Source organism: Clostridium sp. (assembly GCF_036569345.1).
Classification (GTDB): Bacteria; Bacillota; Clostridia; order Clostridiales; family Clostridiaceae; genus Clostridium_AD.
This window is the reverse complement of record NZ_DATCQT010000190.1, coordinates 21858-48047: the sequence shown is the minus strand read 5'-3', so window position 1 is coordinate 48047 and position 26190 is coordinate 21858. Positions and strand designations below refer to the sequence as shown.

The 26190-nt window shown below is 29.3% G+C and carries 27 protein-coding genes; 21 read left to right on the top strand and 6 right to left on the bottom strand.

Annotation, left to right across the window (positions count from 1 at the left end):
• Positions 1-419 precede the first annotated feature (419 nt).
• The 10 genes from VIM70_RS20360 to VIM70_RS20315 all read left to right on the top strand — a co-directional run bounded on the left by VIM70_RS20360 (position 420) and on the right by VIM70_RS20315 (position 9634).
• Entirely contained in the window at positions 420-1058 is a 639-nt protein-coding gene (locus VIM70_RS20360; RefSeq protein WP_331947614.1) for a CPBP family intramembrane glutamic endopeptidase, read from the top strand.
• Positions 1059-1216: 158 nt separating this feature from the next.
• Entirely contained in the window at positions 1217-2746 is a 1530-nt protein-coding gene (locus VIM70_RS20355; RefSeq protein ID WP_331947613.1) for an RNA-binding domain-containing protein, read from the top strand.
• Between the two features lie 249 nt (positions 2747-2995).
• Positions 2996-3256, top strand: coding sequence for a hypothetical protein (locus VIM70_RS20350; RefSeq protein ID WP_331947612.1), 261 nt, complete (start codon positions 2996-2998; stop codon positions 3254-3256).
• 1 nt (position 3257) lies between these two features.
• Entirely contained in the window at positions 3258-3452 is a 195-nt protein-coding gene (locus VIM70_RS20345; protein ID WP_331947611.1) for a hypothetical protein, read from the top strand.
• 354 nt (positions 3453-3806) lie between these two features.
• The gene (locus VIM70_RS20340) at positions 3807-4394 is read left to right on the top strand and encodes a hypothetical protein (RefSeq protein ID WP_331947610.1); all 588 of its coding nucleotides are present in this window, start codon (positions 3807-3809) and stop codon (positions 4392-4394) included.
• A 71-nt stretch (positions 4395-4465) separates the two neighbouring features.
• Positions 4466-5305: an SEC-C metal-binding domain-containing protein gene (locus VIM70_RS20335; protein WP_331947609.1), complete on the top strand. Its 840-nt coding sequence runs from the start codon at positions 4466-4468 to the stop codon at positions 5303-5305.
• A gap of 98 nt (positions 5306-5403) precedes the next feature.
• A complete protein-coding gene (locus VIM70_RS20330; protein WP_331947608.1) occupies positions 5404-6606 on the top strand; it encodes a plasmid pRiA4b ORF-3 family protein in 1203 nt (400 codons plus the stop codon).
• 845 nt (positions 6607-7451) lie between these two features.
• Positions 7452-8258 (top strand): serine protease, encoded by an 807-nt coding sequence (locus VIM70_RS20325; RefSeq protein ID WP_331947607.1) that lies wholly within the window; start codon positions 7452-7454, stop codon positions 8256-8258.
• A gap of 91 nt (positions 8259-8349) precedes the next feature.
• Entirely contained in the window at positions 8350-8514 is a 165-nt protein-coding gene (locus VIM70_RS20320; RefSeq protein WP_331947606.1) for a hypothetical protein, read from the top strand.
• Between the two features lie 124 nt (positions 8515-8638).
• Positions 8639-9634 carry a hypothetical protein gene (locus VIM70_RS20315; RefSeq protein ID WP_331947605.1) on the top strand — a complete coding sequence of 332 codons (996 nt, stop codon included), beginning with the start codon at positions 8639-8641 and terminating at the stop codon, positions 9632-9634.
• 99 nt (positions 9635-9733) lie between these two features.
• Here the strand turns inward: VIM70_RS20315 and VIM70_RS20310 are convergent, their stop codons facing one another.
• Positions 9734-10174: a hypothetical protein gene (locus VIM70_RS20310; protein WP_331947604.1), complete on the bottom strand. Its 441-nt coding sequence runs from the start codon at positions 10172-10174 to the stop codon at positions 9734-9736.
• 261 nt (positions 10175-10435) lie between these two features.
• Between VIM70_RS20310 and VIM70_RS20305 the strand changes: the two genes are divergently transcribed.
• The gene (locus tag VIM70_RS20305) at positions 10436-11317 is read left to right on the top strand and encodes a lipoprotein (RefSeq protein ID WP_331947603.1); all 882 of its coding nucleotides are present in this window, start codon (positions 10436-10438) and stop codon (positions 11315-11317) included.
• Between the two features lie 71 nt (positions 11318-11388).
• On the opposite strand, the gene VIM70_RS20300 is transcribed toward VIM70_RS20305, so the two are convergent.
• The 3 genes from VIM70_RS20300 to VIM70_RS20290 all read right to left on the bottom strand — a co-directional run bounded on the left by VIM70_RS20300 (position 11389) and on the right by VIM70_RS20290 (position 14114).
• A complete protein-coding gene (locus VIM70_RS20300) occupies positions 11389-12972 on the bottom strand; it encodes a hypothetical protein (protein WP_331947602.1) in 1584 nt (527 codons plus the stop codon).
• Positions 12965-13675, bottom strand: coding sequence for an ABC transporter ATP-binding protein (locus VIM70_RS20295; protein ID WP_331947601.1), 711 nt, complete (start codon positions 13673-13675; stop codon positions 12965-12967). Before VIM70_RS20295 ends, VIM70_RS20300 begins: the two co-directional genes overlap by 8 nt.
• Before the next feature lie 133 nt (positions 13676-13808).
• Positions 13809-14114 carry a putative quinol monooxygenase gene (locus VIM70_RS20290; protein ID WP_331947600.1) on the bottom strand — a complete coding sequence of 102 codons (306 nt, stop codon included), beginning with the start codon at positions 14112-14114 and terminating at the stop codon, positions 13809-13811.
• 284 nt (positions 14115-14398) lie between these two features.
• Here VIM70_RS20290 and VIM70_RS20285 point away from each other — a divergent pair, with 284 nt between their 5' ends.
• From VIM70_RS20285 to VIM70_RS20245, 9 genes are all read left to right on the top strand, one after another.
• Positions 14399-15424 (top strand): aldo/keto reductase, encoded by a 1026-nt coding sequence (locus tag VIM70_RS20285; protein ID WP_331947599.1) that lies wholly within the window; start codon positions 14399-14401, stop codon positions 15422-15424.
• Positions 15425-15558: 134 nt separating this feature from the next.
• Positions 15559-15912, top strand: coding sequence for an acylphosphatase (locus VIM70_RS20280; protein ID WP_331947598.1), 354 nt, complete (start codon positions 15559-15561; stop codon positions 15910-15912).
• Between the two features lie 80 nt (positions 15913-15992).
• Positions 15993-16838 (top strand): DegV family protein, encoded by an 846-nt coding sequence (locus VIM70_RS20275; protein WP_331947597.1) that lies wholly within the window; start codon positions 15993-15995, stop codon positions 16836-16838.
• A gap of 80 nt (positions 16839-16918) precedes the next feature.
• Positions 16919-17755 carry a nitroreductase family protein gene (locus VIM70_RS20270; RefSeq protein WP_331947596.1) on the top strand — a complete coding sequence of 279 codons (837 nt, stop codon included), beginning with the start codon at positions 16919-16921 and terminating at the stop codon, positions 17753-17755.
• 260 nt (positions 17756-18015) lie between these two features.
• Positions 18016-19959 carry a sigma-54-dependent Fis family transcriptional regulator gene (locus VIM70_RS20265; RefSeq protein ID WP_331947595.1) on the top strand — a complete coding sequence of 648 codons (1944 nt, stop codon included), beginning with the start codon at positions 18016-18018 and terminating at the stop codon, positions 19957-19959.
• A 337-nt stretch (positions 19960-20296) separates the two neighbouring features.
• Positions 20297-21379 carry a 2,3-butanediol dehydrogenase gene (locus tag VIM70_RS20260; protein ID WP_331947594.1) on the top strand — a complete coding sequence of 361 codons (1083 nt, stop codon included), beginning with the start codon at positions 20297-20299 and terminating at the stop codon, positions 21377-21379.
• Between the two features lie 248 nt (positions 21380-21627).
• Entirely contained in the window at positions 21628-22200 is a 573-nt protein-coding gene (locus VIM70_RS20255) for a hypothetical protein (RefSeq protein WP_331947593.1), read from the top strand.
• Between the two features lie 130 nt (positions 22201-22330).
• A complete protein-coding gene (locus VIM70_RS20250; RefSeq protein ID WP_331947592.1) occupies positions 22331-23710 on the top strand; it encodes a bifunctional UDP-sugar hydrolase/5'-nucleotidase in 1380 nt (459 codons plus the stop codon).
• 30 nt (positions 23711-23740) lie between these two features.
• Positions 23741-24556, top strand: coding sequence for a purine-nucleoside phosphorylase (locus tag VIM70_RS20245; RefSeq protein ID WP_331947624.1), 816 nt, complete (start codon positions 23741-23743; stop codon positions 24554-24556).
• A gap of 74 nt (positions 24557-24630) precedes the next feature.
• Here VIM70_RS20245 and VIM70_RS20240 read toward each other — a convergent pair whose 3' ends face one another.
• Positions 24631-24759 carry a small, acid-soluble spore protein, alpha/beta type gene (locus tag VIM70_RS20240; RefSeq protein WP_331947591.1) on the bottom strand — a complete coding sequence of 43 codons (129 nt, stop codon included), beginning with the start codon at positions 24757-24759 and terminating at the stop codon, positions 24631-24633.
• 239 nt (positions 24760-24998) lie between these two features.
• On the opposite strand from VIM70_RS20240, the gene VIM70_RS20235 reads away from it, so the two are divergent.
• The gene (locus VIM70_RS20235) at positions 24999-25163 is read left to right on the top strand and encodes a hypothetical protein (protein WP_331947590.1); all 165 of its coding nucleotides are present in this window, start codon (positions 24999-25001) and stop codon (positions 25161-25163) included.
• Positions 25164-25259: 96 nt separating this feature from the next.
• On the opposite strand, the gene VIM70_RS20230 is transcribed toward VIM70_RS20235, so the two are convergent.
• Positions 25260-26165, bottom strand: coding sequence for a YitT family protein (locus VIM70_RS20230; protein WP_331947589.1), 906 nt, complete (start codon positions 26163-26165; stop codon positions 25260-25262).
• Between the last annotated feature and the right edge of the window lie 25 nt (positions 26166-26190).

The window sequence follows — 26190 nt, the reverse complement described above, 5'->3', positions numbered from 1 at the left end:
CATTGATTTATAAGGCTTTATCAGTAATTCACTTATTGAATTACAAATTTATCATGGGGGTATTCACTGTAGAAGAGTTTTAAAAGTTCAAATTTCATTTTTAAAGACAATTTTTGTACTTATATTAATAAGGTTTTTTTGTTTTTTTGTAATATATATATATATTTATGTTTCAATGTAGATTTCTTAGGGGATTGCGAGAATTACATGAGGTGGTAATAAATTAAAAAAAACTGTAATGAAACGGTAATTAGTAGTAAATTCATGTTGCACATAAAATCCTCCGTGAAGAATTATATTGCAAATAAATTTGATAGATTATGTTATAATTTTTAATATTTAAAACTTATGTTATAATTAATATATATAATTGTAATATATGGAAAAAAATTATAAATAATGTGAAAAGGAGTATTTGAATGAAAAATAGAAATGAATTATTGAAAACTTATATTCAAATTGCAATTTTTGGATTTCTATGCTTAAGTGTAGGTTTGAATAATGTTGCTGGCTTAAGCTTAACTATTCTTTTTTCAATATTGTATTTATTTATTGAAAACAAAAGGAACGAAGGGATGGAAGACATCGGTTTTATTCGAAAAAACATTTTATCTGATATAAAAAAATATTGGTGGTTAATTTTGATTCCTGTTGTTTCGTGTATTGTATCAGTTAGTTTGTCTAAATTTGTCCTGCCAGGGTTCTACTTGTCTCTTTTAGACACAAAACCGATGTTATCATTTGATAAATCGTTTTTACAGATACCTAAATTATTGATTTTAGCGTTTGCTGAGGAAATAGCATTTAGAGGTTTTTTTCAGACTAAGCTTTGCAATATTATTAAACCAATTTGGGCTATCATCATTACTTCATTATTTTTTGTCATAGCAAATTTTTCGGGTGGCTTCACTTCAGCTCTTATTTATATCTTGTTTTTTATTTTTATAGATAATATTATTTATGGCGTGATTTATCAAAAAACTAAGAATATTTACACGTGCACTATTTCACATTTTTTAGCAAATATCATTGGGACATTTATTCTTTTACTTATTTGATTAAACATAGGGAGTATGAGAGAACTCTGTAGAGTTTTCACTTATTTTTTTGTTTAAGAAAGGTAGCACATGGTATATACTAATAGTATAAGAAAATGATTAAAGTTAAATGAAAATATTTTTGAAATAAAGAATTTATATAAAATGGAGTGATATTAATGGGATTGCCGATAAATATAGAACAACTTTTTAATGGAACTACCATTGAATGGGAAAGAATTGAATTTAAAAAAGGATGGAATCCAAATGAAATAATGCATACTATATCAGCATTTGCTAATGATATAAACAACTGGGGTGGTGGATATATTGTTGTTGGTGTTGACGAATTTAATGGTAGACCAACATTACCACCGGATGGTGTAGAGGCAGATCATATAGATAAGATACAAAAGGAACTATTGAACTATTGTCATTTACTAAAGCCTGTATACTTTCCAATTTTAGAGCCATTAATATATAAAGGTAAACATATTTTAGTGATATGGGTTCCTGGTGGACAAAATAGACCATATGAATGTCCTAAAGATTTTTATGGAAAATATAAAGAATATAAATACTATGTAAGACATTTTTCTAATACAATAGAAGCAAAAGATACTGAGAGACGGGAGTTATATAATTTAGCAGGGAATATACCATTTGATGACAGAGTTTGCTATAACGCGGAGATAGAAGATTTGAAATTAAACTTAATAAGAGAATACTTGGGTTCTGTTAAAAGTGATTTATATGACCGTATAAATGATATTCCTAAAGAACTATTATGTAGACAGATGAATATTGTAGAAGGTTCACAAGAGTATATAAAACCTAAAAATATAGGAATTCTTATGTTCAGTAATAATCCACAAAAATTCATGCCTATGAGTCAAATTGAACTTGTATACTTTGAAAACACATCTGCTGATGATGTTTTTATTGAAAAAACTTTTACGGGACCTATACATGAGCAAATAATAGATACATTAAAATATATAAAAAACTCAATTATAAAAGAAAAAATAATAAAATTACCAGATGAAGCTGAAGCTATTAGGGTCTTTAATTATCCTTATGCTGCTTTAGAAGAAGCTATAGTTAATGCTGTATATCATAGAAGTTACGAAGTAAGAGAACCTATAGAGATAAGAATAGATGCAGAAAAAATAATTATATTAAACTATCCAGGACCAGATAAATCTATTAGAAAATCTGATATAGATTCCGGTAAAGTTGTGGCTAGAAGATATAGAAATAGAAGAATTGGGGAGTTTTTAAAAGAATTAAAACTTACCGAAGGAAGATCTACAGGAATCCCTAAAATAATAAAATCAATGGCTACAAACAATTCACCACACCCAATATTTGATACAGATGAAGATAGAAGTTATTTTTTAGTGGAATTACCTATAAATCTATATTTTAATGATGAAAATAAATATCAAGATAAGGCCCAAGATAAGGCCCAAGATGATGTTTATTTACAAGAATTAAAAGTTTTAGGGCTAAATGAAACTGAATTGAAAATACTTCAAATGCTTAAAACAAGCATAATATCTAAAAGGCAAATTGCATTTAATTTAGGATATAAATCAATAACAGGAAATATAAAAAAAGCTATACGAAATCTATTAGATAACAAATTAATTGAATATACAATACCGAATAAATCAACTAGTAAAAATCAAAAGTATAAATTAAGGTAATAATTGGTATAATTTTCAGGGTATTTGTCTAAAAAACTTCATACCAGTTTTTATATAATCGAAAATCATCAAATTCGATTCGCTCCTAAAACCGCCAAGTTATGTGAATGAACTGTATTTATATTACGAATCAAGATATTTTATTCTGAGGCAGGTATTTCTGCCTCTTTTAGGGTTCCATCTACATATTTTTGCTTAATTGATCCATATTTAATTCAATACAATTTTTAAAAGACATTTGTTTTTCAAATGGCTCCAGGCTACAGAGAAGTTTATAAAAAGTATATTATGCTAAGTAAGGGACTAGCTTTAGGTGATGGGCTTTATCAGATGACTCCAAAAAACTATATTTACTCTATGAGATGTGGTGTTAAAGGAAGTCAATTATTTAATAATGCAGAAATAGATGGGGATGATTTACACAGAATATTGCTAGCAATAGCAAATTTATTCGAATATCTTAATACAAAATATGGTGAGGATGAAAAATTAAATGAGGAAGGTGCGTAATATGACTAAGACTCTGTATGATCCAGCTGTAGAACAAGGAGGGAAAGAAAAAGGGATGGAAGAAGGAGCTATTAATGCTAGAGAAGAAATGGTAAAAGAAATGTTGTTAGATGGAGAAAGTATTGCAAAAATTAAGAAGTACTCTAAGCTAAGTGAGGAAGAAATAACAAAAATACAAAATAAAATAATGCAATAGAAATATCATAAAATAATAGAAAATACAATGAACCTATACATCAATAATGATGTGGGGATTTTTTGTTGTAAAAGTTAGATTTAGTACTAATGTTTGAACGCTAATATTTTAAAGAATATTTTACAAAATTGAATAGATTTATTCTATTGAGAAAAATTTTAAGCATATTATGTTAAACTGTGATATGGTTAATAAATTCGGGACGTTCTTTGCAAACAAGAGCACAGATGCTCATTTTGATAACGATCATCTATATGAGTTTTACTAAACTCAGTCCCACCTTGTTTGAAGCATCGATAGATCTGCAGAAAGATTGACTTAACAAATGATATATTAGAGGGATGTGTAAAATTAATGTCAAAATGTTTGTTATGCAATAAGAAAATAAAAATCCATAGAAGTTGCCAGGCTTTGAATGCCGAAATATGTTCTACTTGTTGTGGTACAAAAATAAATAAAGAGATTAAATGTACTGACGATTGTGGTTACTTTATTGAAAGTATCATTAAAGAAAATAAGAAAAGCATTATGAAATTAGTAAAAGAATCTTTTAATGAAGTTTATCCAGATTTGTTTCAAGAAGAAAAAGTTTTAGATGTTGTAGGACCGTTTGAAGTATTTTTATTACAAGATTATTATAAAAATCGTGAGGTTAACGATGAGTTTTTATTTGAGTGTTTCATGAAGATGTATTACTCTCTAGAGGGTAAAGGAGAAATTTATATTTACAATACTTATGAATTTAAAATAATTGATGAGTTTAAAAAAATTGCTGTTGACACCAAAACAGATATTGAATTACAGAAGAGAATATTGCTAAGACTCATGAAATCTATAGAGCAAATGACTGGTGGAATGTTTCGTAATAGAATGTATTTTGAGTTATTAAGAGGTCAGTTTACTGGTACAGTAAATATCGCGCCTATGTTTGATCAAGAGTAATACAATATATTTAACTACTATAAAAATCATATAATGAATTGTATCATTAGATTATAAAGGTGGGAGAAATAATGAAAAAAGAAATTCCAAAGGATTTGATAATTAAATCAAAGTTTTATTCATCAAGAATGATTATAAAAGAAATATATTGCACTAATGCCAACTGTGAGTGTAGGCAGGTTACACTTAAATTCTTGAAAATAGATGAAGAAAATAATGAAGACAAAATAATTTTTAGTGTAACATTAAACATTGATACCCTTAAAATACTAGATAAAATTAGCTATGATATGTCTGTTAAGGCTGATCAGATAATAGCTGAGTTTATAACTGATTTTGATTTGTTAATAAAGGATAGATTTAATAAAAATGATAGAATAAGCAAGGGACTGGAAGAGGAAACCATTGTAAAACCTATTAGTCAGAAAGCAATAGACCTTACATTGGATGGAAGTTGTGTATCTTTTGATGAAATATTTGACAATGTGGAAATAATCAACTTCAGAGATAAAAAGAGCAATTTAATTTATATTCAGGATCAATATTGTATGAATCCTAAGTGTCCTTGTAATGAAACATTTATTTCTTTTATAGTAGTTAATGAAGTGGATGAAACTGGTGAAAATGTTTTTACATTAAGATACAGTTTAATGAGTGGAAAATATGATGTTGAATCTATGGTATGTGATGATAATTATATGAATGATATATTAAAGTCATTTAAAAAAGAAGAAAAACAAATACGGGAAAATTTAAAGAAACGGTATAGGGACATGAAAATCATCGGTAAGCAAATATATAATGAAAACAAGATGAATACAGTGCCACGAATATCTAGGTTGCAAGTAGGAAGAAATGATGTGTGCCCTTGTGGAAGTGGCAAGAAGTATAAAAAATGCTGTGGGCGATAACGCAAGAGCAGAAGAATATGGTTAGAAAAGTAAGGGAGCAGTATTTTATAAGGAGCATGGCAGATAATCTATGGTGAAGGTGGGAGAATTAAAACATAATGAAATTTAAAAGCAACGAAAAGATAAAGAATTTCTTATCAGATTTCAATAAGTTTGTAGATTATATATGCACAAAAGATGTAACAATAGGAAAAGCTACTAAATATATATCAAAAAAGTTTTTATTCGAAATGAATGAAATAATGAGTATTAAACAACAAGACATTACAGTTAATAGTACTCAAACATCATATCCTATGCTTTATTTATTTTATAGATTGGCAGTAGAAAGCAAATTATTTACTGAATTAAAAATAAAGGGTGGTAAATTAGCATTAAAACCTACAGAAAGAGTTGAGGTTTTCAAGCAGTTAAATGAGTTAGAGAAATATATTTTTTTGTTAGAAGTATTATGGGTAGATTGTGACTTTGAAAAACTTGAATTTCAATCTTATAATCGTTTAGAAGCAATGAAAGTTGCTATAGGAATGGAAAGGGTTGTTGGAAAAAAAGCAAATAAACGGTTTTTAATAAATGAATTTGTAAGGGATATAAGCACCATATTATTATATTTATCTTATTTTGGAGTTATGGATGTTATGGAAGATGATCAAATGAAATTGAAATATAGTATATCGCAAATTTTCTATGTGAAGGAGGTTATAATAACTCCAGTGGGCGAAAAGATAATTAAAATATTAGATAAAAAAAGAAATTTAACAGAGTGGAATATTAGCCACAGAAAAGAATATGGCGAATGGAATGTAGAATTTGATGAAGAATTTTTTATTCCATTCAAAGGTATATTTGATGATGTAGAGCTAGAAAAAACACTACCTAGAAAGAAAATTAAGTTTAAAGAAGGGATATATACATTTAAGGTATCACTAGATAAAAATACTTGGTCAAAAATACAATTATCTGCACATGATACTTTAGATGAGTTGCATATTTTAATTCAAAATGCATTTGAATTTGATGATGACCATATGTATTCATTTTTTATGGACGGAGAACCATGGTCAAAAAATTCATTTAAATGTCCTTTTGATAACGAAGGCCCTAGTACAGATGAAGTGGAAATTGGAGAGTTAGATTTAATAGAAAAACAAAGTTTTCTATATATATTTGATTTTGGTGATGAGTGGCGATTTAATATAGAAGTTATCGGGGTTCAAAATGAAGATATTAAAAATTTCCAGGGGAAAATAATTGAAATCAAAGGGGAATCACCTCAGCAATATCCGTATGATGAGTGGTAATTATATTTACTCGAATAAGGAGATATTAATGCTAGAGAAGAAATGGTAAAAGAAATGTTGTTAGAGGGAGAAAGTATTGCAAAAATTAAGAAGTACTCTAAGCTAAGTGAGGAAGAAATAACAAAAATACAAAAAAATAATGCAATAAACCGACAATTAATATTTATACTTAAGCAGAACTAGCATAAGTAAGGATCAGTAATATGGTGCTTATCCAAATTGCCAGACACTGTCCGGCGAATTAGGGTGGTCAAATAATAGTGAATTAGCATTTTTCTTATATAAATGCAAAAACGATAATTGTAAATTGTGGACAAGTATATTTTTATCATAATATTGTGGATAAAATGGTTATTGACCCAGTGTAAATTGTGCATAAGTTGCATTTCTAATTTTTCAACAGCAAAAAGGGAATTCAATAAAATGAATTCCCCTTTAATATATTCGTATATTCAATTTTAAATTAAGTAGGGTATAGTAATTTATTTTAATTTAAGTTATTTTTCTTTGTCTTATCACATATCCTAAAGACCTCTTATTTATAAAATGCTACTACCCTCTAAAAACTCTGAAGATTTAATTTTATACATTGGACTATCCCCTTTCTATTAGCGATTACTTTACTTTATCTAATGAAAGTTAATATCTGTGTGGAATTAATTCCACTTCTTGTACTAAGTTAATTCTGTTTCTTTGTTTATAAACTAATGATAACACGGTAATTGATATTTGTAAAGACTTATTTTTAATTAATAATAAATATTGATAATATTTTGTAAAACAAGAGACGTAATGTTATATGTATAAAGTACAAAGAGACAACACTATTGAGGAAGGTAATATAGATGAAAACTAAACAAAAAATAACATTTATAATGATACTTGTTTCCATTATAATCATTCTTCCATCAATTAAGCCATTCTACAATCAAGCGATGAATAGAGAATTTATAGAGAATGTCGGGAGTAATGCACTTTCAGCGAATATTAAGATTGTTCAACTTAAATATAGTAACGGTGGAAACAGCAGTTCCATAGCTGTTTCAGCTGGAGGTAGTGGAGTGATTATCCGTAAGGAAGACAATAGGTACTTTGCACTAACGGCCAAGCATGTGATTTCTGAATTGGATGATGTAGATAAAACTCAAATCGTCGTTATGGGATATGATGAGCTGGACTTTAAAGATACACTAAATATGGGAGGAGAATATAAAGGAATAGCGAACTATTACATGCAATTTCCTGAAATAACAGTGGAATACACGGACGCAAAATATGATTTAGCTTTGATTAGTTTTATGAGTGATAAAGTCTACACCACTTTATCATTGGCAGAAGATATCCCTAAATATGGGGATAAAGTAGCATCTATGAGTAATCCATATGGTAAAAGAAACATTATTACTGCAGGAAAACTAGGAAGTAAGAAATTTTGGACCTATGTAGATAAAGCAGGAAAAATAAAATATCCAATTGTAAAACATTCAGCTATAATATCTGGAGGAAGCAGCGGCAGTGCTTTACTTAATGAAAACTTGGAGATTGTGGGTATAAATTTAGGGGGTAATGAGAAGTTATTTCACCAGTTTACTTCTGGGATGGCGATGCCAATTGATCGAATCCATGATTTTTTAAAAGAATGGGAAAATTAAATTTTGGTATATCCCATACAATTTAGCAGAATTTATATCAATAACTTCATTAAAAAAGTTGCTGAATTGTATCAAAATCATAGTTATAGTAGTGAAAGAGGGAGTAGCAAGAATAAACTTAGAATCTATAAAAGAAATAGATAACATAGTCCCAATTCAAACAGGAACTAGACTTGTAACTTATAAGGGTGATGGTGTTGTAACCGGTGTGAGGGGATTAGAAGTGGGGATTTTAAATGTTATGGTGAATTTATAAGTAGAAGTTTTTTAGGTAATAGAACATAAGGTGTGAGCTATTATGAAAGAAATATATGTGATGGAATTGTAAAGTACGCATAAAAATGATAAAATAAAACAAAGATAGAAAGTAGGTGTAACGGTTGATAAACACTGAAAATGAACAACGGGTAAAGTTAGATGAGATATTAAAGTCGCTGTTTGCAGTATCAAAGAAAGTACTAATTACAATGATGAATAGCTTATTCAAAGAAGATTTTGATGCTGAAATGACAGAAATAACATTCGAAAATAATGAATTTGTTTCAGATGATTACGATATAATACGTGGTGATTTGTTTTTAAAGATTTCTAAGGGGAATAAACCATATCATTATCATATAGAACTTCAAACTAAAAATGATGCAACTATGGTAATAAGAATGTTTGAATATGGATTTAAAAAAGCAAAGGAACTAGCAAAATATAAGGTAGATGATACAGAAGAAATAGTTATATTTATTCCAAAGCAATTGGTGATATTTGTTGAGCAGAATAGAAATATTAAAGATGAATTAAAAATGAAATTAATCTTCCCAAATGGACAGGAAATAAAATATGCTGTGCCAACAATGAAATATTGGGAATATAGTGACATTGACATTATGCAAGATAAAATATATCCACTGCTTCCATTGCAAGTATTCAAACTTAGGTACAAAATGGAACAAATAAAAAAGAAATATGGTGAAGGAAGTTCTGAAATAAAAGAAACTATTATGGAAGCCAAAAGGATATCAGAAACAATATCTAAAGAAGGAAGTCAATTATTTAATAATGCAGAAATAGATGGGGATGATCTACACAGAATATTGCTAGCAATAGCAAACTTATTCGAATATCTTAATACAAAATATGGTGAGGATGAAAAATTAAATGAGGAGGTGCGTAATATGACTAAGACTCTGTATGATCCAGCTGTAGAACAAAGAGGGATAGAAAAAGGGATAGAAAAAGGAATAGAAAAAGGAGCTATTAATGCTCGAGAAGAAATGGTAAAAGAAATGTTGTTAGATGGAGAAAGTATTGCAAAAATTAAGAAGTACTCCAAGCTAAGTGAGGAAGAAATAACAAAAATACAAAATAAAATAATGCAATAAAACAATACAAAATACTGTAGATTAATTTCTGCGGTATTTTGTACTTAGTGGTTGATATTGATAAGGATGCTACAACTAGTGTAAAAAAATCGAAGTAACTTAAATTTTCTCGTTATATTTGAAAAAACTTGTAATAACCACATATCCAAGTATCACTTGAAATAAGGATATATAGCTTGAACCATACCTAAAGAAATAATGTAATGGATATGATATTATTTCTCGTAAAAATTGACTCTTACCTAAAAACCAGACATTTGTAAGAGAAAAATATAATGATGGTATTCCAACTAAAATTAATTTTGGAAAATTAATTTTCCACATTCCCTCTTTTCTGAATTCACTTAATAAATGTTCTAACCCCAAAATCAACCCAATACATACACCAAGAAGCAAATTAATGACTAAATAGAAATACATAGCAGATTCAAATCTTAAGTGTGAATCTAAATATAATTTTTCGACATACTCCCTTAGAATTATCATGAAGAATATTAATATAATGAAAATTAAATATTTTAACCAAGATTTCATTTTCATAGTTGCCCCCTAAATTAAATTCTGATATGCAATTTTTTAAAAGTGTTTACTAAATTATAGTTTATCTATACACTAATAATAACATAAATTTCAAATATAAGGGATTGGAAAAGTTATATTAAAAAATAATGGTGTTTTTTCAGAAGGGGCCAGTTTCACAGATTTTAGCTTTAATACTGATTAATATTTAAAATAACAACAAAGACGTCGTAATTGTAATGTTATAATAAGGAAAATATAATATATATAGGAGAGATTAATGTGAAAAAAATAATATTAATTATTATGTTAACAACTATATTGACAGGGTGTTCAAGTGAAAAACAGGCAGTAAGAAATGCTCAACTTAATAATAATCAAGAACAGACAAAATCAGTAATTACAGAGCAAAGTGCTAAAGATACTAATAGTAAAGCGTTTTCTAGTTTGCTTAAAAATATGGATATTAGTAAGAGTTTATTTAAAAAAGGATATTACGATTATAACGGAACTATAAATAATAATATTAAAATTCAAATGAGTATATATAAGCAAGACAGAGAGATAGTTGGGACATATTTTTATGAAAAGCAGGGGAAGGAAATTAAACTAAAAGGGAAGTCGGATGAGAAAGATATTATTTTATATGAATATGATGCGGCAGGTAAAAATACGGGTATATTTATGGGGACAATGAAAACTGTTGATAAAATTGAGGGAAAATGGGTAAGTGCTGATAATAAAACTAGTTATCCATTTACATTAACACTTAAAAGTAACATTGTGGCAGACGTATATGGGAAAAGATATGCGGTAGCGTTGAATACTAAAAGTGACAAAGATGTTGAGGATTTCGCTCGCAAAATTCAAAGCTATGTAGTAAATGGAGATAAGCAGCAATTAGCTGAGCAAATAAAATACCCTATAAATGCTAAAATTAATGGTAAAGTTGTAAATATACAAAGTAAAGAGTATTTTATTAAGAATTATGATCAAATTTTTTATCCGAATTATAAGATAGCAATTAGTAATTCCTTTACAAAAAATCTATTTGTAAATTATCAAGGGATAATGTTTGGCCAGGATGAATTTAATATTTGGATTAATGAGGTGACTCCTACTGGTGGGATTCCTAAATTACTAATAACGGCTATAAATAATTAAAATGTGAATTTGTGTCAACACTGTTGACACAAATTCAATACTCTTACTTAAGCAGAGTTAGCAAATTTTTATTATCTTAACTTAAAAGTTCTAGGAGCTAATTTATAAGTTAAAATAAGCGCCACTGGCATATATAAAATGGTTACTATTAGCACACCTAGTGTAAAGAAGTATGAAGAAGTATGAATTTGAAGGCAACCATAACATACCAAATACATTACTACAGTTATGATTGTAAATGATGGACTTTCTACCGTTAGTTCTGCAGTATACGGCTGTAGTACATAATACATAAATAAATGATGTATGGAAAAAAAACAGGATAAGCAAATTATACATAAAAACAATGGTATTAAGCTAATAAGCCTAGAACTAGACCCATTTGCAACTATAACACCAGCTATAGCTAGACATAAAGCTATGGCAGGCACTATATTAAGGAGAATAGTCATCTTAAGTCTTGTTGTGAAGTTAGTTAAAATTATATTACCTTCACGATAATAATGGTATCTTAAGAGGCTTATATCACAATTATAGAACATAGCCTTGCAAATTGTGTCTCCCGTTGACATGAGGTACATTATGAATACTAGAAATGGCGTACTCCTCCCAATTATATCCGGTATAAGTAACCTAGTACTCGGAAAAAACAGAATTATACAAATACAAATTAAAAATATAACACCTATAGTCGTAACTATTGCTTTTATCGGAGATACCAAAATTCTTCTATGACGAAGGAAGAACAATGAATTTAAATATTCATAGCCTTGTTTCTTATCATAAATCTTTGTGATTAAGTCTTTTTTATTCATTTTGGTTTCATCTAGTTTTACACTTTCAAAATTTAAATCCGCCTCAAAGTTCTCCATTCCAAATAGCTTATCTCTAGTTAACATGAATTTTGATATTTGGGGGTATTTATTATATTTCCATAGATATATGAAAGAAACTGCTCCCAAAATTAATAGTGGAATTATTATATAAATATTAAATAGTATAAACTGAAAATTAATAGTTATTCCAAGTACAGGTAAAACATAGCTAGCTGCAAGTCCTCCCAGTAGTGCCGAGAATATAAATATGGATTTCTCTGCAAGTATCATTCCCGTCTTTTCATATGTATAGAGATGTAGCCAACCACTCATAAACCTGAACGCTATTAATTCAATTATAAGAACTACAGCCTTAAGTGGTGAAAATCCAAGCATTAATCCCATAACAAGCATAGGAAAGAGAAAATATATAAATTGTGTTAATCTTATATATATTATTTGGCCAAGATAGTATTTTCTAGGGTCGACTTTCATTAGGTTTATCATATAAAAGGCTGACATATTATTAATATCAAAAACAGTAGATTCCATCAGTGATCCCAAAATAAAACTTAAAAAGAAAAATATATGTAGGAATTCAGGTAAAATTGGTGATGAAGTGCCCGCGATAAAAAGTGAGGGCAAAATAATCATAAATCCAAGGTACAGGAACTTCTTAAAAAAAGTACATAGTAATTCCCAAACTTCAGAAATAATTCCCATAATAACTATAGAGTGTGTTTGCTTTCCAACCAAAGGAATTCTCTTAAGAAAATATATAGATATGTTAGCATTCTGAGTGAAGGAAACCTTAAAGCTATTTACAAAGGTTCTAACCATTGGTTTCCCCCTTCAACAGCTCCATAATCTTCTCTTCAAACTCAAGACCCTTTATAACAGTAGTATCTATTTCTTTTAAAATGCCGTTATTTAATATTACTATTTCGTCGCATAAGTCTGTGGCAAGCTGCAAAATGTGAGTAGAGATAATAATAATGTGTTCACTTTTCATTTTCTTCAATAAATTTTTAATCTCAAGAGCAACGATCACATCAAAGGAAGTCAAAGGTTCATCTAGTAAGATTGTAGGGGGCTTAGTTATTAAAAGACAAACCATTTGTAGTTTGTTTTTCATTCCATGAGAATATCCCTTTATCAATCGGTATCTGTCACCTTCATTTATTTTAATAATATCAAAATACTCATCTATGCTAAGTAAATCTTTAATTTTATCCTTGTTAATATCGATATAAAACTTTAAGAACTCTTGCCCTGTTAGAAACTCTGGTAGAACAGGATCAGAAAATACATACCCTACCTTTGAGTAATCTATGTCCTCTTCAATATGTCCTTCTTCAAGCATCATTACCTTACCATTTTCAAACTTAAGATCACCGCTTATACAGTTAAAGAGGGTGGTTTTTCCTGCTCCATTACGTCCCAGTAGTCCATAGATTTTACCTCTTTCAAAAGTAAAGGATACCTTTTTCAGCACCTGGTTTTCACCATAATCTTTTTCGATGTTTTGGAATACTAATTTCATGTTTATTCCACCCCACTATTTACGTTCTATTATATAAAATAACATTACTATATAAATTAAATCATAACAATAAGAATTAATTGGTAAATAAGGGGGTGAGCATACTTATGTTAAAATTTATAGGAGGGATAACTTAATAATTATCTTCAGTAGGGGCAATAACACTATACATAACACGTTCTCTTGGTTTTGCAAGTAAAGGATTTACGGTGTTATCCCATTTAGTAAAATGTTTAGTTTTTTTATGTTCTTCAACAGCCACTTCATTTTTATAGACTTCATATAACATAAAACTATTTGAGTCATCTTTATTTTGTAGCACATCAAAACGTATAATTCCTTCTTCTTTTATTGAATTTTTCTGATTTTCTATGGTTGCCTCTATAAATGTTTCTATACATTCATCTTTTACAGTTATGGTTGCGCTTTTAATTATCATTATACATACCTCCAAATTAATTTAAACTATGTGTTTTCTTAATATAGGGTGCAATTTTTTACTGAATTATATTTTATTTATATACTAACTATAACATAAATTAAATATTTAAGAATACTTTGTACTGGGTAAATTACTTATAGCAGGATTTCTTTAAATAGTGTTGAATACTTATATATAAAGTACTTATGAAAAGCTTCAATTTCTATATAATTTTTAATAGTTTTACACTAATAACCGAATGTATTAGAATCAAAGATATAAAAACTATGGAGGTCTGTAAAATGGATAAAATAAAATTAGGAAGAACAAATTTAATGGTCACAAGAAGTGGTTTTGGAGCATTACCAGTGCAGAGGGTGTCTTTTGAAGAAGCCAAAAATATTCTACGAAAAGCATATGATAATGGAATAAACTTCTTCGATACTGCAAGAGCATATTCTGATAGCGAAGAAAAAATAGGATATTCCCTTTCAGATGTAAGAGATAAAATCATAATTGCAACTAAAAGCCATGCAACAGATAGGAAAAGTCTACTTGAGCATTTACAAATAAGTCTAAAAAATCTGAAAACAGATTATATAGATATTTATCAATTACATAACCCTGATGTACTGCCTGATCCTAAGGATCCAGAAGGTCTATATGCAGGTCTTTTAGAAGCTAAGCAAAAAGGTCTTGTTCGTTTTATAGGAATTACAAATCATAAATTGAAGAATGCAATGGATGCTGCCGCTTCAGGATTATATGACACTATACAATTTCCCTTATGTTCTTTATCTTCTGAAAAAGATTTATTGTTAATAAACGAATGTAAAAAAAGAAATGTGGGACTAATTGCAATGAAGGCACTCTCCGGAGGTCTATTAACTAATGTTGCCTCAGCCTTTGCATTCCTAAGACAATATGATAATCTTGTACCAATATGGGGAATACAAAGAGAAACTGAATTAGATGATTTTATTTCCCTTGAGAAAAATCCTCCATTATTAGATGAAGTCATGTGGGAAAATATTAAAAAGGATAGAATTGAATTTGCAGGAGATTTCTGTCGTGGTTGTGGGTATTGTCTTCCATGCCCTGCTGGAATTGAAATTCCTACAGCTGCTCGAATGTCACTTCTTCTTAAAAGGGCTCCTTATCAAGGATTCCTAGAGGATAGTTTTAAAGAAAAAATGGAACTTATAAATAATTGTATAGAATGTGGACACTGCAAAAATAACTGTCCTTATAAGCTCGATACTCCTAATCTTTTAAAAAGAGAACTTAAAAACTACACTGAATTTTATGCTAAACATAAAAATGCTTAAACAAGCATCACAAAAATTTTCACTAAGAAAAGGCATCTGTTTGGTCAGTTGCCTTCTTTCCGTCCTAGCCTTGCATATAATAGAAGTAGTTTTAAGCAATAGAATGTCAATTAGGAAAAGGAGCACGTTTAAGAATGAACGCTTTTAAGCAATTAAGAGACGGTTATATAATTAGCCATGTAAACCATATTAAGTTTCCTATAGTTACTTCAAGCAATATAATCAGAAAAAAGGTTACTTTTTCTGGAAGAGTACAAATGGTAGGATTTCGCTTTGAAATATATTGTATTGCAGAAAGAATGAAATTAACGGGATGGGTGAAAAACTTAGAAGACGGAAGTGTGGAAACAGAATTACAAGGGGAAGAGTCGCAAATTTATTTTCTGGTCAATAACATGAAGTCATTGAAACGAGCATATGTAAAGAATATGACTATGCGTGATGTGCCTATAAGCGCAGGTGAGAAAAACTTTACAATATTAAGATAAAAAATAAATAATGATTTTTAATTTTAAATATATAAAACATCTTATTATTTTTTTATATGTGTGAAAGGAGGGTTACTAAAATGAATAAAATTACAATTGTAACTGATAGTACATGTGATTTAGACATAAATTTAATGGCAGAATACAACATAAAGTTTGCTCCTATAACTGTAGACATAAATGGAGAAGTATATCTAGATAAAATTAATATAGATAGTACTACTTTTTTTGAAAAAATAAAGGGAAAGAACATTTATCCTAAAACTGCACTTGTACAACCCTATGCTTTTGAAAAAATGTTTGAAAAAGAGCTAGCCGAAGGGAATGATATATTATGTATAACCCTTTCAGGAGAGCTTAGCGGAACTAATAATTCTGCGCATATAGCAAAAGATAGTATGGAAAGTGATAGGATACATATAATTGACTCTAAAACAGTAACTATTGCGTTAGGTTTTCTAGTAGTTGAGGCTGCAAAAAAGGTTAGAGAAGGTAAAAATATAGCTGAAATAATAAGTTATATAAACAAATTAATATTAAGGCAAGAATCAATTATTTATTTAGATACAATGGAAATGCTTAAACGAGGTGGAAGAATTTCTCCAGCAAAGGCGGCTATAGGAGGGATGTTTGGTATAAAACCTATTCTCTCTATAAAAAAAGGTTTGCTTGAGCCAATTGATAAGGCTAAAGGCAGAAAAGCAGCAGTCAAAAAGATAGTGGAATATATAAGAAGTAAGAACTTAGATACAGCTTTTACAATAATGGTGGCATATTCAGGAGATAAAATAGAATGCGATAAATTAGTCAAAATATTATCTCAAGAATTCAATATAACAGATCTTATGATAGGAGAAATTGGACCTTCTGTTGGATCACATAGTGGGCCAGGCGCATTAGCTGTATTTTTTATAAGTAAATCATAAACCCTTTAAAATTAGGAAACGAAATGGTATAAAATATCAAAACGAAGTTAAAACTCAATAATAAATTAAAAGGAGCTAATATGGAATTTCAAAAGTCAGTTATTGAACTTATAAAGATGAGGAAATCAAGCAGAACATTTGATCAAACAAATATTAAAAGTATAACCCTTAAAAGTCTAGAGGATTATATTACAAAAATTAATGAAGAAACAAAATTAAGGGCTAGGTTTATACTTACTCAAAGTAATGATAATGATGGTAGGAAAGTAAAAAAATTAGGGACATATGGGATTATAACTGGTGCTAATTCATTTATCATTGGAATAGTAGATAAAGAAGAAAAAGATGCACTTGAATTTGGGTATTTATTTGAAAAAATTGTGCTCTTCGCAACGGATTTGGGGCTTCAAACATGTTGGCTCGGTGGAACTTTTAATAAGGGTAATTTTGAACAAAATATTAATTTACTCGATAATGAATTTATACCCATTGTTTCTCCAGTAGGAACAAAAAAAGAAAAGCCTAGAGTTTTTGAATCAGCTATGAGAGCAGTTATTGGTGCTAATAAAAGAAAACCCTGGAGTGAATTGTTTTTTGAAATTGATACTTTAGTGCCACTAAATGAAGAGAATGAGGGTGAATATGCTGTTCCATTAGAGATGGTAAGACTTGGACCTTCTGCTTCAAACAAACAACCTTGGAGAATCATAAAGGATAAGAATGCATATCATTTTTTCGTTTGCAGAACAAAAGGATATGGATTAACTGGTTTTGATATGCAAAAAAATGATATTGGTATAGCCAAATGCCATTTTGAGTTATCTGCAAATGAACTTGGGTTAAAAGGCACGTGGGAAAAAATGAAAAATATAAATACACCAAATGACTGGGAATACATTTGTACTTGGTCTAAATAATATTTTTAACAACAAAAAGGGGATTCTATAAAATGAATTCCCTTTAATATATTCGTATATTCAATTTTAATTTAAGTTATTTTCCTTTGTCTTATCACATATCCTAAAGACCTCTTATTTATAAAATTCTACTACCCTCTAAAAAAAAGGGGTCTGGATAGCATAATAAACAAAACTAGAATTAAATATGTGTTTTATTAGTGTAAAAATTACCTTAAAGTGTCATAATAAAATTATACTAGAAGTAAGGAGTGAAGATTATGTCAGGGTATATGCAGTTTATTTCTAATGCTTGGAAAGTATTTGTGGAGCAAGGGGATATGAATAATGAGGTAAGATTAGAAATAGCAGACTCCTGGAAAAGATGCAAGGGATACGGTGTAGATTTTATGAATGGTTGTGGTAATGATGCTTATAGGGTATCTGTAGAATCTAAAATTAAAGAAAATGAAGAACTTGTTTCCGTAGCCCATACTATAATGGAGGATATACATAATATCATAGTGGGTTCTGGATTTGCTTTGTTTTTATCAGATAGAGACGGATATATACTTGATATTGTTGGAGAAAGTAACATTATACAAAAGGCAAATGAGTTGAAGTTTGTAAAAGGAGCACTGTGGTCAGAAAGAACGGTGGGCACTAATGCTATAGGAACAGCTCTTTATTTAGATAAACCTTTACAGACCATAGGGGCTGAACATTATGGCATAAAACAACATTCTTGGACATGTTCTTCAGCACCTATTCATGATGAAGAGGGAAATATAATAGGATGTATAAATATGTCAGGTATCTGTCGTGATGCACACTTACATACTTTGGGGATAGTTACTGCAGCAGCTGAATCTATAAAAAAGCAGCTGGCACTTATTATTTCTTACGATTTATTAAACATAACAGTTGATTCAATTGTTGAAGGTATGATAGTAATTGATGAGAATTTTAATATCAAAAGGATAAATGATAGAGCTGAAAAAATTTTAGGCATAACACAAAATGAAATATTTAAAATGAATATAAAAGAAACATTAAAAGATTTAAATTTTGATAATATGCTATCAAGTTCTAGGCATGCTTATAATAATATAGAATGTGATTTTCACATAAGAAATAAGAGAATAAAATGTATAATAAATGCAGTTGCCATGAAGGTTAATCATAAATTTATGGGTGTAGTTATAACTTTTAGAGAAACTGAGTATGTACATAAGTTGGTTAATAAGGTAGTAGGATATAAGGCAACCTATAAATTTGATAATATTATAAGTGATAATGAAAAAATGAAAAGTGTAATAGAATTTGCAAAGAAAGCTGCGAAAAGTGATTGTAATATACTAATTGAAGGTTCAAGTGGTACAGGTAAAGAGCTAGTGGCTCAATCTATACATAATTATAGTAAAAGGGCACAGGGACCTTTTGTAGCTATAAATTGCGCATCTATACCAAGAGAATTGGTAGAAAGTGAACTTTTTGGATATGATAGAGGCGCATTTACGGGAGCTATAAAAGAGGGGCACCCTGGGAAATTTGAGCTTGCAGATGGAGGAACTATTTTCTTAGATGAATTAGGAGAACTTCCTTTAGATATTCAATCTAAATTATTAAGGGTATTAGATAACAATAAAATTGTTAGAGTTGGTGGAACCTATGAGAAGGATGTAAATGTTAGAATTATATGTGCAACCAATAAGAGGCTAAAGGAAGAAGTAAAAAAGAAAACTTTTAGAGAAGATCTTTATTATAGGTTAAATGTAATGAACATAAAAATTATTCCACTTGTAGAAAGAAAAGAGGATATTGAAGTACTAGCAAAATATTTCATAGACAAACTAAATATAAAAAATAATGATAAAATTAAAATTATGAGTAAGGCTTACATTACAAATCTCAAGAATTATGAATGGCCGGGTAATGTTAGAGAACTTAGAAATTTTATAGAAAGAGATTATTATTCAAGCGAAGGTAATATAATTGGAATAGAAAACTCAGATATAGGAGAAACAAGTAAATGTATAGAAAAAACTAAAGATAAAGAAATTAAAGATCAAGACATTATACCTATAGATGTTTTAGAGAAAGAGAGTATAACAAAGGCTCTTAAATTTTGTCATGGGAACATAGTAAAAGCGGCTCTAATGTTAAAAATAAGTAGATCTAGTATATATAGGAAAATTAAAAAATATAATATTAACAATGTTTAAATAAATATTACGTTTTTAATTGGAATTGATAAATAATTAGATTTAAAGTGTATCAAAATGAGAGTTTAAATATGTAAAATGTCAAAAAGACACACTAATTAATGTGTCTTTTTGACATAATAGTTATTTTTAATGATTTACTTAAGACTTTTTATTTTGTAAAATGAAAAAAATTAAACGATTATCTTAAGCTATAGCTATTCTAAAGCAGTGAGATAAATAATATTTCAATAATATTACCTTGTAATTATTATTTTGGAATGATAATTGCTATATAAGTATGTGAGAAAATTAACAATAAAACATATGATTTTATCATTTAGGAGGAATTTTTATTATGAAAGCAGCATTATGGTATGGAGTAAAAGACGTTAGAGTTGAAGAAATAGAAGAACCAAAAGTTAATAAAGGAAATGTTAAAATTAAAGTAAAATGGTGTGGAATATGTGGATCGGATTTACACGAATATTTAGGCGGACCAATTTTTATACCAGTCGGACAACCTCATCCTTTAAGTGGTAACGTTGCACCAGTTGTTTTAGGTCATGAATTTTCAGGTGACGTTGTAGAAATTGGAGAAAACGTAACTAATATTAAGGTTGGAGATAGAGTTACAGTGGAACCTATTGTAGCTTGTGGTAAATGCCCAGCATGTAAAGAAGGAAAATATAATCTATGCTCATCATTAGGATTCCATGGACTTTGTGGAAGTGGCGGTGGACTTGCTGAATATACTGTATTCCCAGAAGAATATGTACATAAAATACCAGACAGTATGTCCTATGAACAAGCAGCGTTGATAGAACCAATGGCAGTTGCGCTTCACTCTATTAGAATGGCTAATTTTAATACAGGAGATACTGCAATTGTACTTGGTTCAGGTCCAATAGGTCTTGCAACAATTGAATGCCTAAAAGCTGCAGGGGCTAGACTTATAGTAGTCCTACAAAGAAAATCAATAAGACAAGAATATGCAAAAAGAGCAGGCGCAAATGTTGTTCTTGATCCAAATGAAGTTGATATAGCTAAGGAAGTTAAAAAACTTACAGGTGGAGTAGGTGTAGATGTAGCTTTTGAAACTACTGGAGCTAAAATAGGGTTTGATACAGGGATTGATAGTATAAAATACGAAGGAACTATGGTTATAACAAGTATTTGGGAAGGTGATGTAAGCTTTAATCCTAATGTTTTAGTATTCACTGAAAAGAAAATAGTCGGGACATTAGCATATAGGCATGAATTCCCATCGACAATTGCATTAATGAATGATGGAAGAATTAAAGCTGAGGGATATATAACTAAAAAAATAGCTCTTGATGATATAGTAGAAGAAGGCTTTAAAACTTTAACTGGACCAGAAAAGAAGAAACAGGTAAAGATACTTGTAACGCCAGATAAGTCACTTTTATCTGACTGTTAAAAAATCTAGTTAGGCTGAAGTAAAATATTGCAACTAGTATTAGAAAGAAGGTATAGCAAAATTAAATTTTGCTATACCTTTTCTTATTTAAGGCGGTTTAAGGAAGTTAATAGAAAGGGTGGATAACAAAGTTACCTAATAAATACCTTATATTTGAAATATATGTTATATTTAGTATATACATAAAATATAATTTAGTAATTACGTGTAAAGATTATGAAATTAAGTAAGAATAAAGGGGGATTTCAATGATGAAAAAAATCTTATTAGTTACTTTGGTTAGTTCAATATTAATTTTAAGTTTATCAAGTTGTAAATCTAAAACTTTAGAAGATTCACCTATGGTATCAACTTCTCATCAACCCCAAACTAGCGTACAAATAAAAAATCAATCTGTATATGACAATAGTATACTTTCAGCCAACAAATTGATGAATAGCTTTAAAATATCGTCAACTAACACTTCATTTCCTGATGATTATGCTGGCCACTATTTAGATGGTAATGGGATATTGCATGTCAATTTAGTTTCAAATAAAAATCTACAAACTTATAAATCAATTGTTAATAATGATAGTGTAATTTTTTCAATTCAAAAATTTTCACTTAATTCACTTTATGGTATACAAAAATTATTAACTCAGTATATGATAGAATATGAAATAAATTCTATCAGTATTATGGAACAAACAAATACAGTTGATATTAGCTTAAAGGATATTAAGTTTAAAGATGATATTATCAATATAGTTACCAAAGCAGGCTATAATATTAAATGTGTTAAATTTGATGTAAATGCTAAGGGTATACAACCTGCATAAGTAAATATTTTCTAAAATAACATTGCTCACAATGATGTTTCCAGGAAGGCCTTTTATTAATTATTTCTATAATTCAGTGGTATAATTACCATAATAATATAAATATTGCATAAGATTGGGGAGATATAAAATGAAGCTAAATATACTTCATACCAATGATATTCACAGTAATTACGAGAACTTTTCTAAGATAGTAAGCAAAATAAAAGAATTAAAAGATGAAAATACAATAATATTAGATGCAGGTGATTTTGCAGATTTTAAAAGGTTAGAATTGCAGGGAACAGATGGGCTTGCGGCTATAGAGTTATTAGAGTATGCGGGTTATGATGCCATAGCTATAGGTAACAATGAAACTTTTAATGGATACGATACATTAGTTAATATGGCAACAAAATCAAAGGTTCCTTTTCTAAGTTGTAATATTGTTACACTAAAGAAAACTGACGTTGAAGGCGTGAAAAAAAGTATTATATTACATAAAAATAATCTAAGGATTTTAGTTATAGGAACATCACCGGATTTGGGCCCATTTAATGAACTATCTGGTTTTAAAGTTGAAGATTATTTAGAGACAATAAAACAGGAAATAATGCTAAATAAAGATAAGTATGATTTGTGTATAGTATTATCTCATTCAGGAATAGATGCTGATAGAAAAATAGCGGAGCTAGAAGAAGTTAATGTAATAATAGGTGGTCATTCTCATATACTTATGGACAAGCCTGAGACTGTTTGTAATACTATAATTCATACCTCAGGATGTTTTGGAGAACATTTGGGACTTCTAAGAATAGAAATTGATCACACAAAAGTAGAATTATTAGAGGATAAGAATATTAGAACTTACGAATGTTCCTCCAATGACAAAATCAATCAGATATTAAAGGAAAATAAAGAAAAAGCAATAGTAACTCTTAGTAAAAATTTATATAATATTGACGTCGATTTATGGCACGATGTAGTTGAGGAGAATCCTATTACTAATTTATTGGCTGATGCATTGGCAGATGTTTTTAAAACTGATATTGGATTAATAAATAGCGGAGTAATAAATGGTGGAATCAGAAAAGGTGGAGTTTCTCGAAAAAAACTTTTAGAAATATGTCACTCACCATTGAATCCAACATATTTTGAGGTGTTAGGTAAACATCTTAAAGAAGCCCTTCAGAATTCCTTAGATAGTGAATTTTGTTTTATGGAAGGTAAGGGACCGGGGTTTAGGGGCAAATATTTAGGAAGACTTCATGTTTCTAATGCTTTGATAAAGCATGATGGAAGAAGGATAACAAATATTATTATTAATGGTGAAAGTCTTGAGCAGGAGAGATGGTATGGTGTTGCCTCTTCAGATTATCTTCATAGAGGAACTGGATATACTTCTCTAAAAAACAATAGAAATGTAAGATATAACAAAGAATATTTAAGAGATACCTTAAGAGAATACCTATGTAAGAAAGAGTTCGTTAAAAAAGCTTTTAATGATAGATGGATACTAAAAGATATTTAAAATTTCTAGGAGGATAAGAACATGAATAACATGTATGATAAGGTTACAGAATCAGTAAAATATATACAAAGCAAAATGAATTTAAAGCCTAAGGTGGCAATTATTTTAGGCTCAGGACTCGGTGATTTGGTTGATGCCATAGAAAATAAACAATACATTGATTATAAGGATATACCAAACTTTCCTCAATCAACAGTTGAAGGACACGAAGGCAGATTAGTCCTGGGAAAAATAAAGGATGTAGAGGTCCTTGCAATGCAGGGCAGATTTCATTATTTCGAAGGTTATACCATGAAGGAAGTTGCTTACCCAGTGTTCGTGATGAAGCTTTTGGGGATTGAAAAGCTTATAGTAACTAATGCCTGCGGGGGCATAAATACAAGCTTTAAACCAGGAACATTAATGATTATTAATGATTTTATTAATTTAGTTTCTGATAACCCTTTGATCGGAATTAATGATGAAAGATTTGGACCAAGATTTCCTGATATGTCTGAACCATATAAGCTTGTATTAATAGATAAAGCAAAGAAGATTGCTGGCGAAATGGGTATTGAATATAAAGAAGGCGTGTACGCAGGGTTCATGGGACCTTATTATGAAACAGCAGCAGAAATAAGATCAATAGGAAGACAAGGTGCAGATGCTGTTGGAATGTCTACAGTTCCTGAAACAATAGCTGCAAATTATTTAGGCATAGATGTACTTGGAATAGCTTGCATTACAAATATGGCTACAGGTATACAAAAGCAAAAACACTCTCACGCAAGAGTTATTGAAACTGCTAAAAAAGCATCAGTAGATTTATGCAAGTGGGTAGCTAAAATAGTAGAGAATATTGGGTAGTTACTTAAAAAGAGAGATGTCCGAGGACATCTCTCTTCTACTAATATTAAAGAAAATTTATTTGTGTTTTTTTCTTATTTTTTAAAGCTTTTATCAAACGCTATTTCATTAGCAGTTTCGTACTTCACTTTATCTAATTCCTTTTGTGTTTTTTGAACAGGTGTTTTACTTTTTTGATTACTTTTTTTGTCTACATGTGACATTGCAAGAACCTCCTTATATTAATTAAGAATACAAAAAAATATTAGTTTGCCTCTGAATAATAAATATTCTAATATTAATATAACCAAAGTTTTTAAGTGTATGTAAGAAAATTTCAAGTGGTATAATCATTGATTTTTATTTCATAAAATATCATTTCATTTGGGATACTACTATTAGACATCTTTAATGTTATTTTATCCAGATGCTTAAATAGTATATTTAAAAGGAGGAATTTTTCATGAATGAAAAAGGCGATGGACAAAAATTTGTTAATATGGCAAAGGTAGGTAACTTTACTAAACATGCTGTAGAAGATTTTGAAGAAAATATAGTAAATCAAAAGGATTATTTAGAGAAAGTTAAGGAAAATGAGGGGGCTAAGACACCTAACAAGTTTCATTAGCAAGTAGCTAACCGCTAATAATTTGCTGCGAGTCCAGTCAATCCTAAAAAAAGGGAGTTAATTTTATTATGAACTCCCTTTTGTATATAAAAATTTTTACTTTTCTGATAAACGATCAAATCCTATTCCTTTGCCCCATACTGAGATTACTGGCAAAACATCTATAAAGGCATCAGGGTCCGTTTCTGCTATATATCTCTTAATTAACATAGATTCTCTTGGAGAACAGAGTGTTTGAAGTTTTAAGCGTGTTAAGTTCTTATAACCACCTTTTATCTCATAACTGGTAACTCCTCTTTTAATGTTGTGAATTATATATTGAGTTATAGCTTGATGATGATCGCTTATTATCTCAAGCATGACCTTCTTTGAACCAAATCCAAACATCACAGCGTTAATCATATTAACCATTATGATTTGTGAAATAATAGCATAAAGTGCGATATTAGAATTATATACTATAACTGATGATGCAATTAGTGTTCCATCAATACAAAGTAAAATCTCACTTATGCTTATAAAAGTAAAAATCTTATGATGAAGAATTTTGGCAACAGTATCAGTCCCACCCATTGAAAATCCTCTTTTTAGCACAAGGCCAGATCCAATTCCAGCAATAAGTCCAAAATAAACTGAGGCCAGCATCAAATCATTTTTTATAAAGCAATAATTAAATCTCTCAAAAACTATCAATACAAAAGGAAATACTATGGACAGTGTAATTATTTTAATACCTTCTCTTTTACCCATAGATATCCAAGCAACAGCTAAAACTAAAATAGATAGAACATAATAGATATAGGTATACTTAATATTAATCAATTTTTCTAATATGATTGATACCCCAGTTATCCCTCCTGTTATTAATCCATTGGGTCTTAGAATAGCAGTAATTGAAAATGCAATCAATACACAGCCTACTGCTACAAATAGGAAATCCACTACATTCTTATTAAAGTCAAGGTTCTTCAAATTATCACCTTCCTGTAAATTAGTACTCATTTAAATTATGTCCACTTCAAGTTTT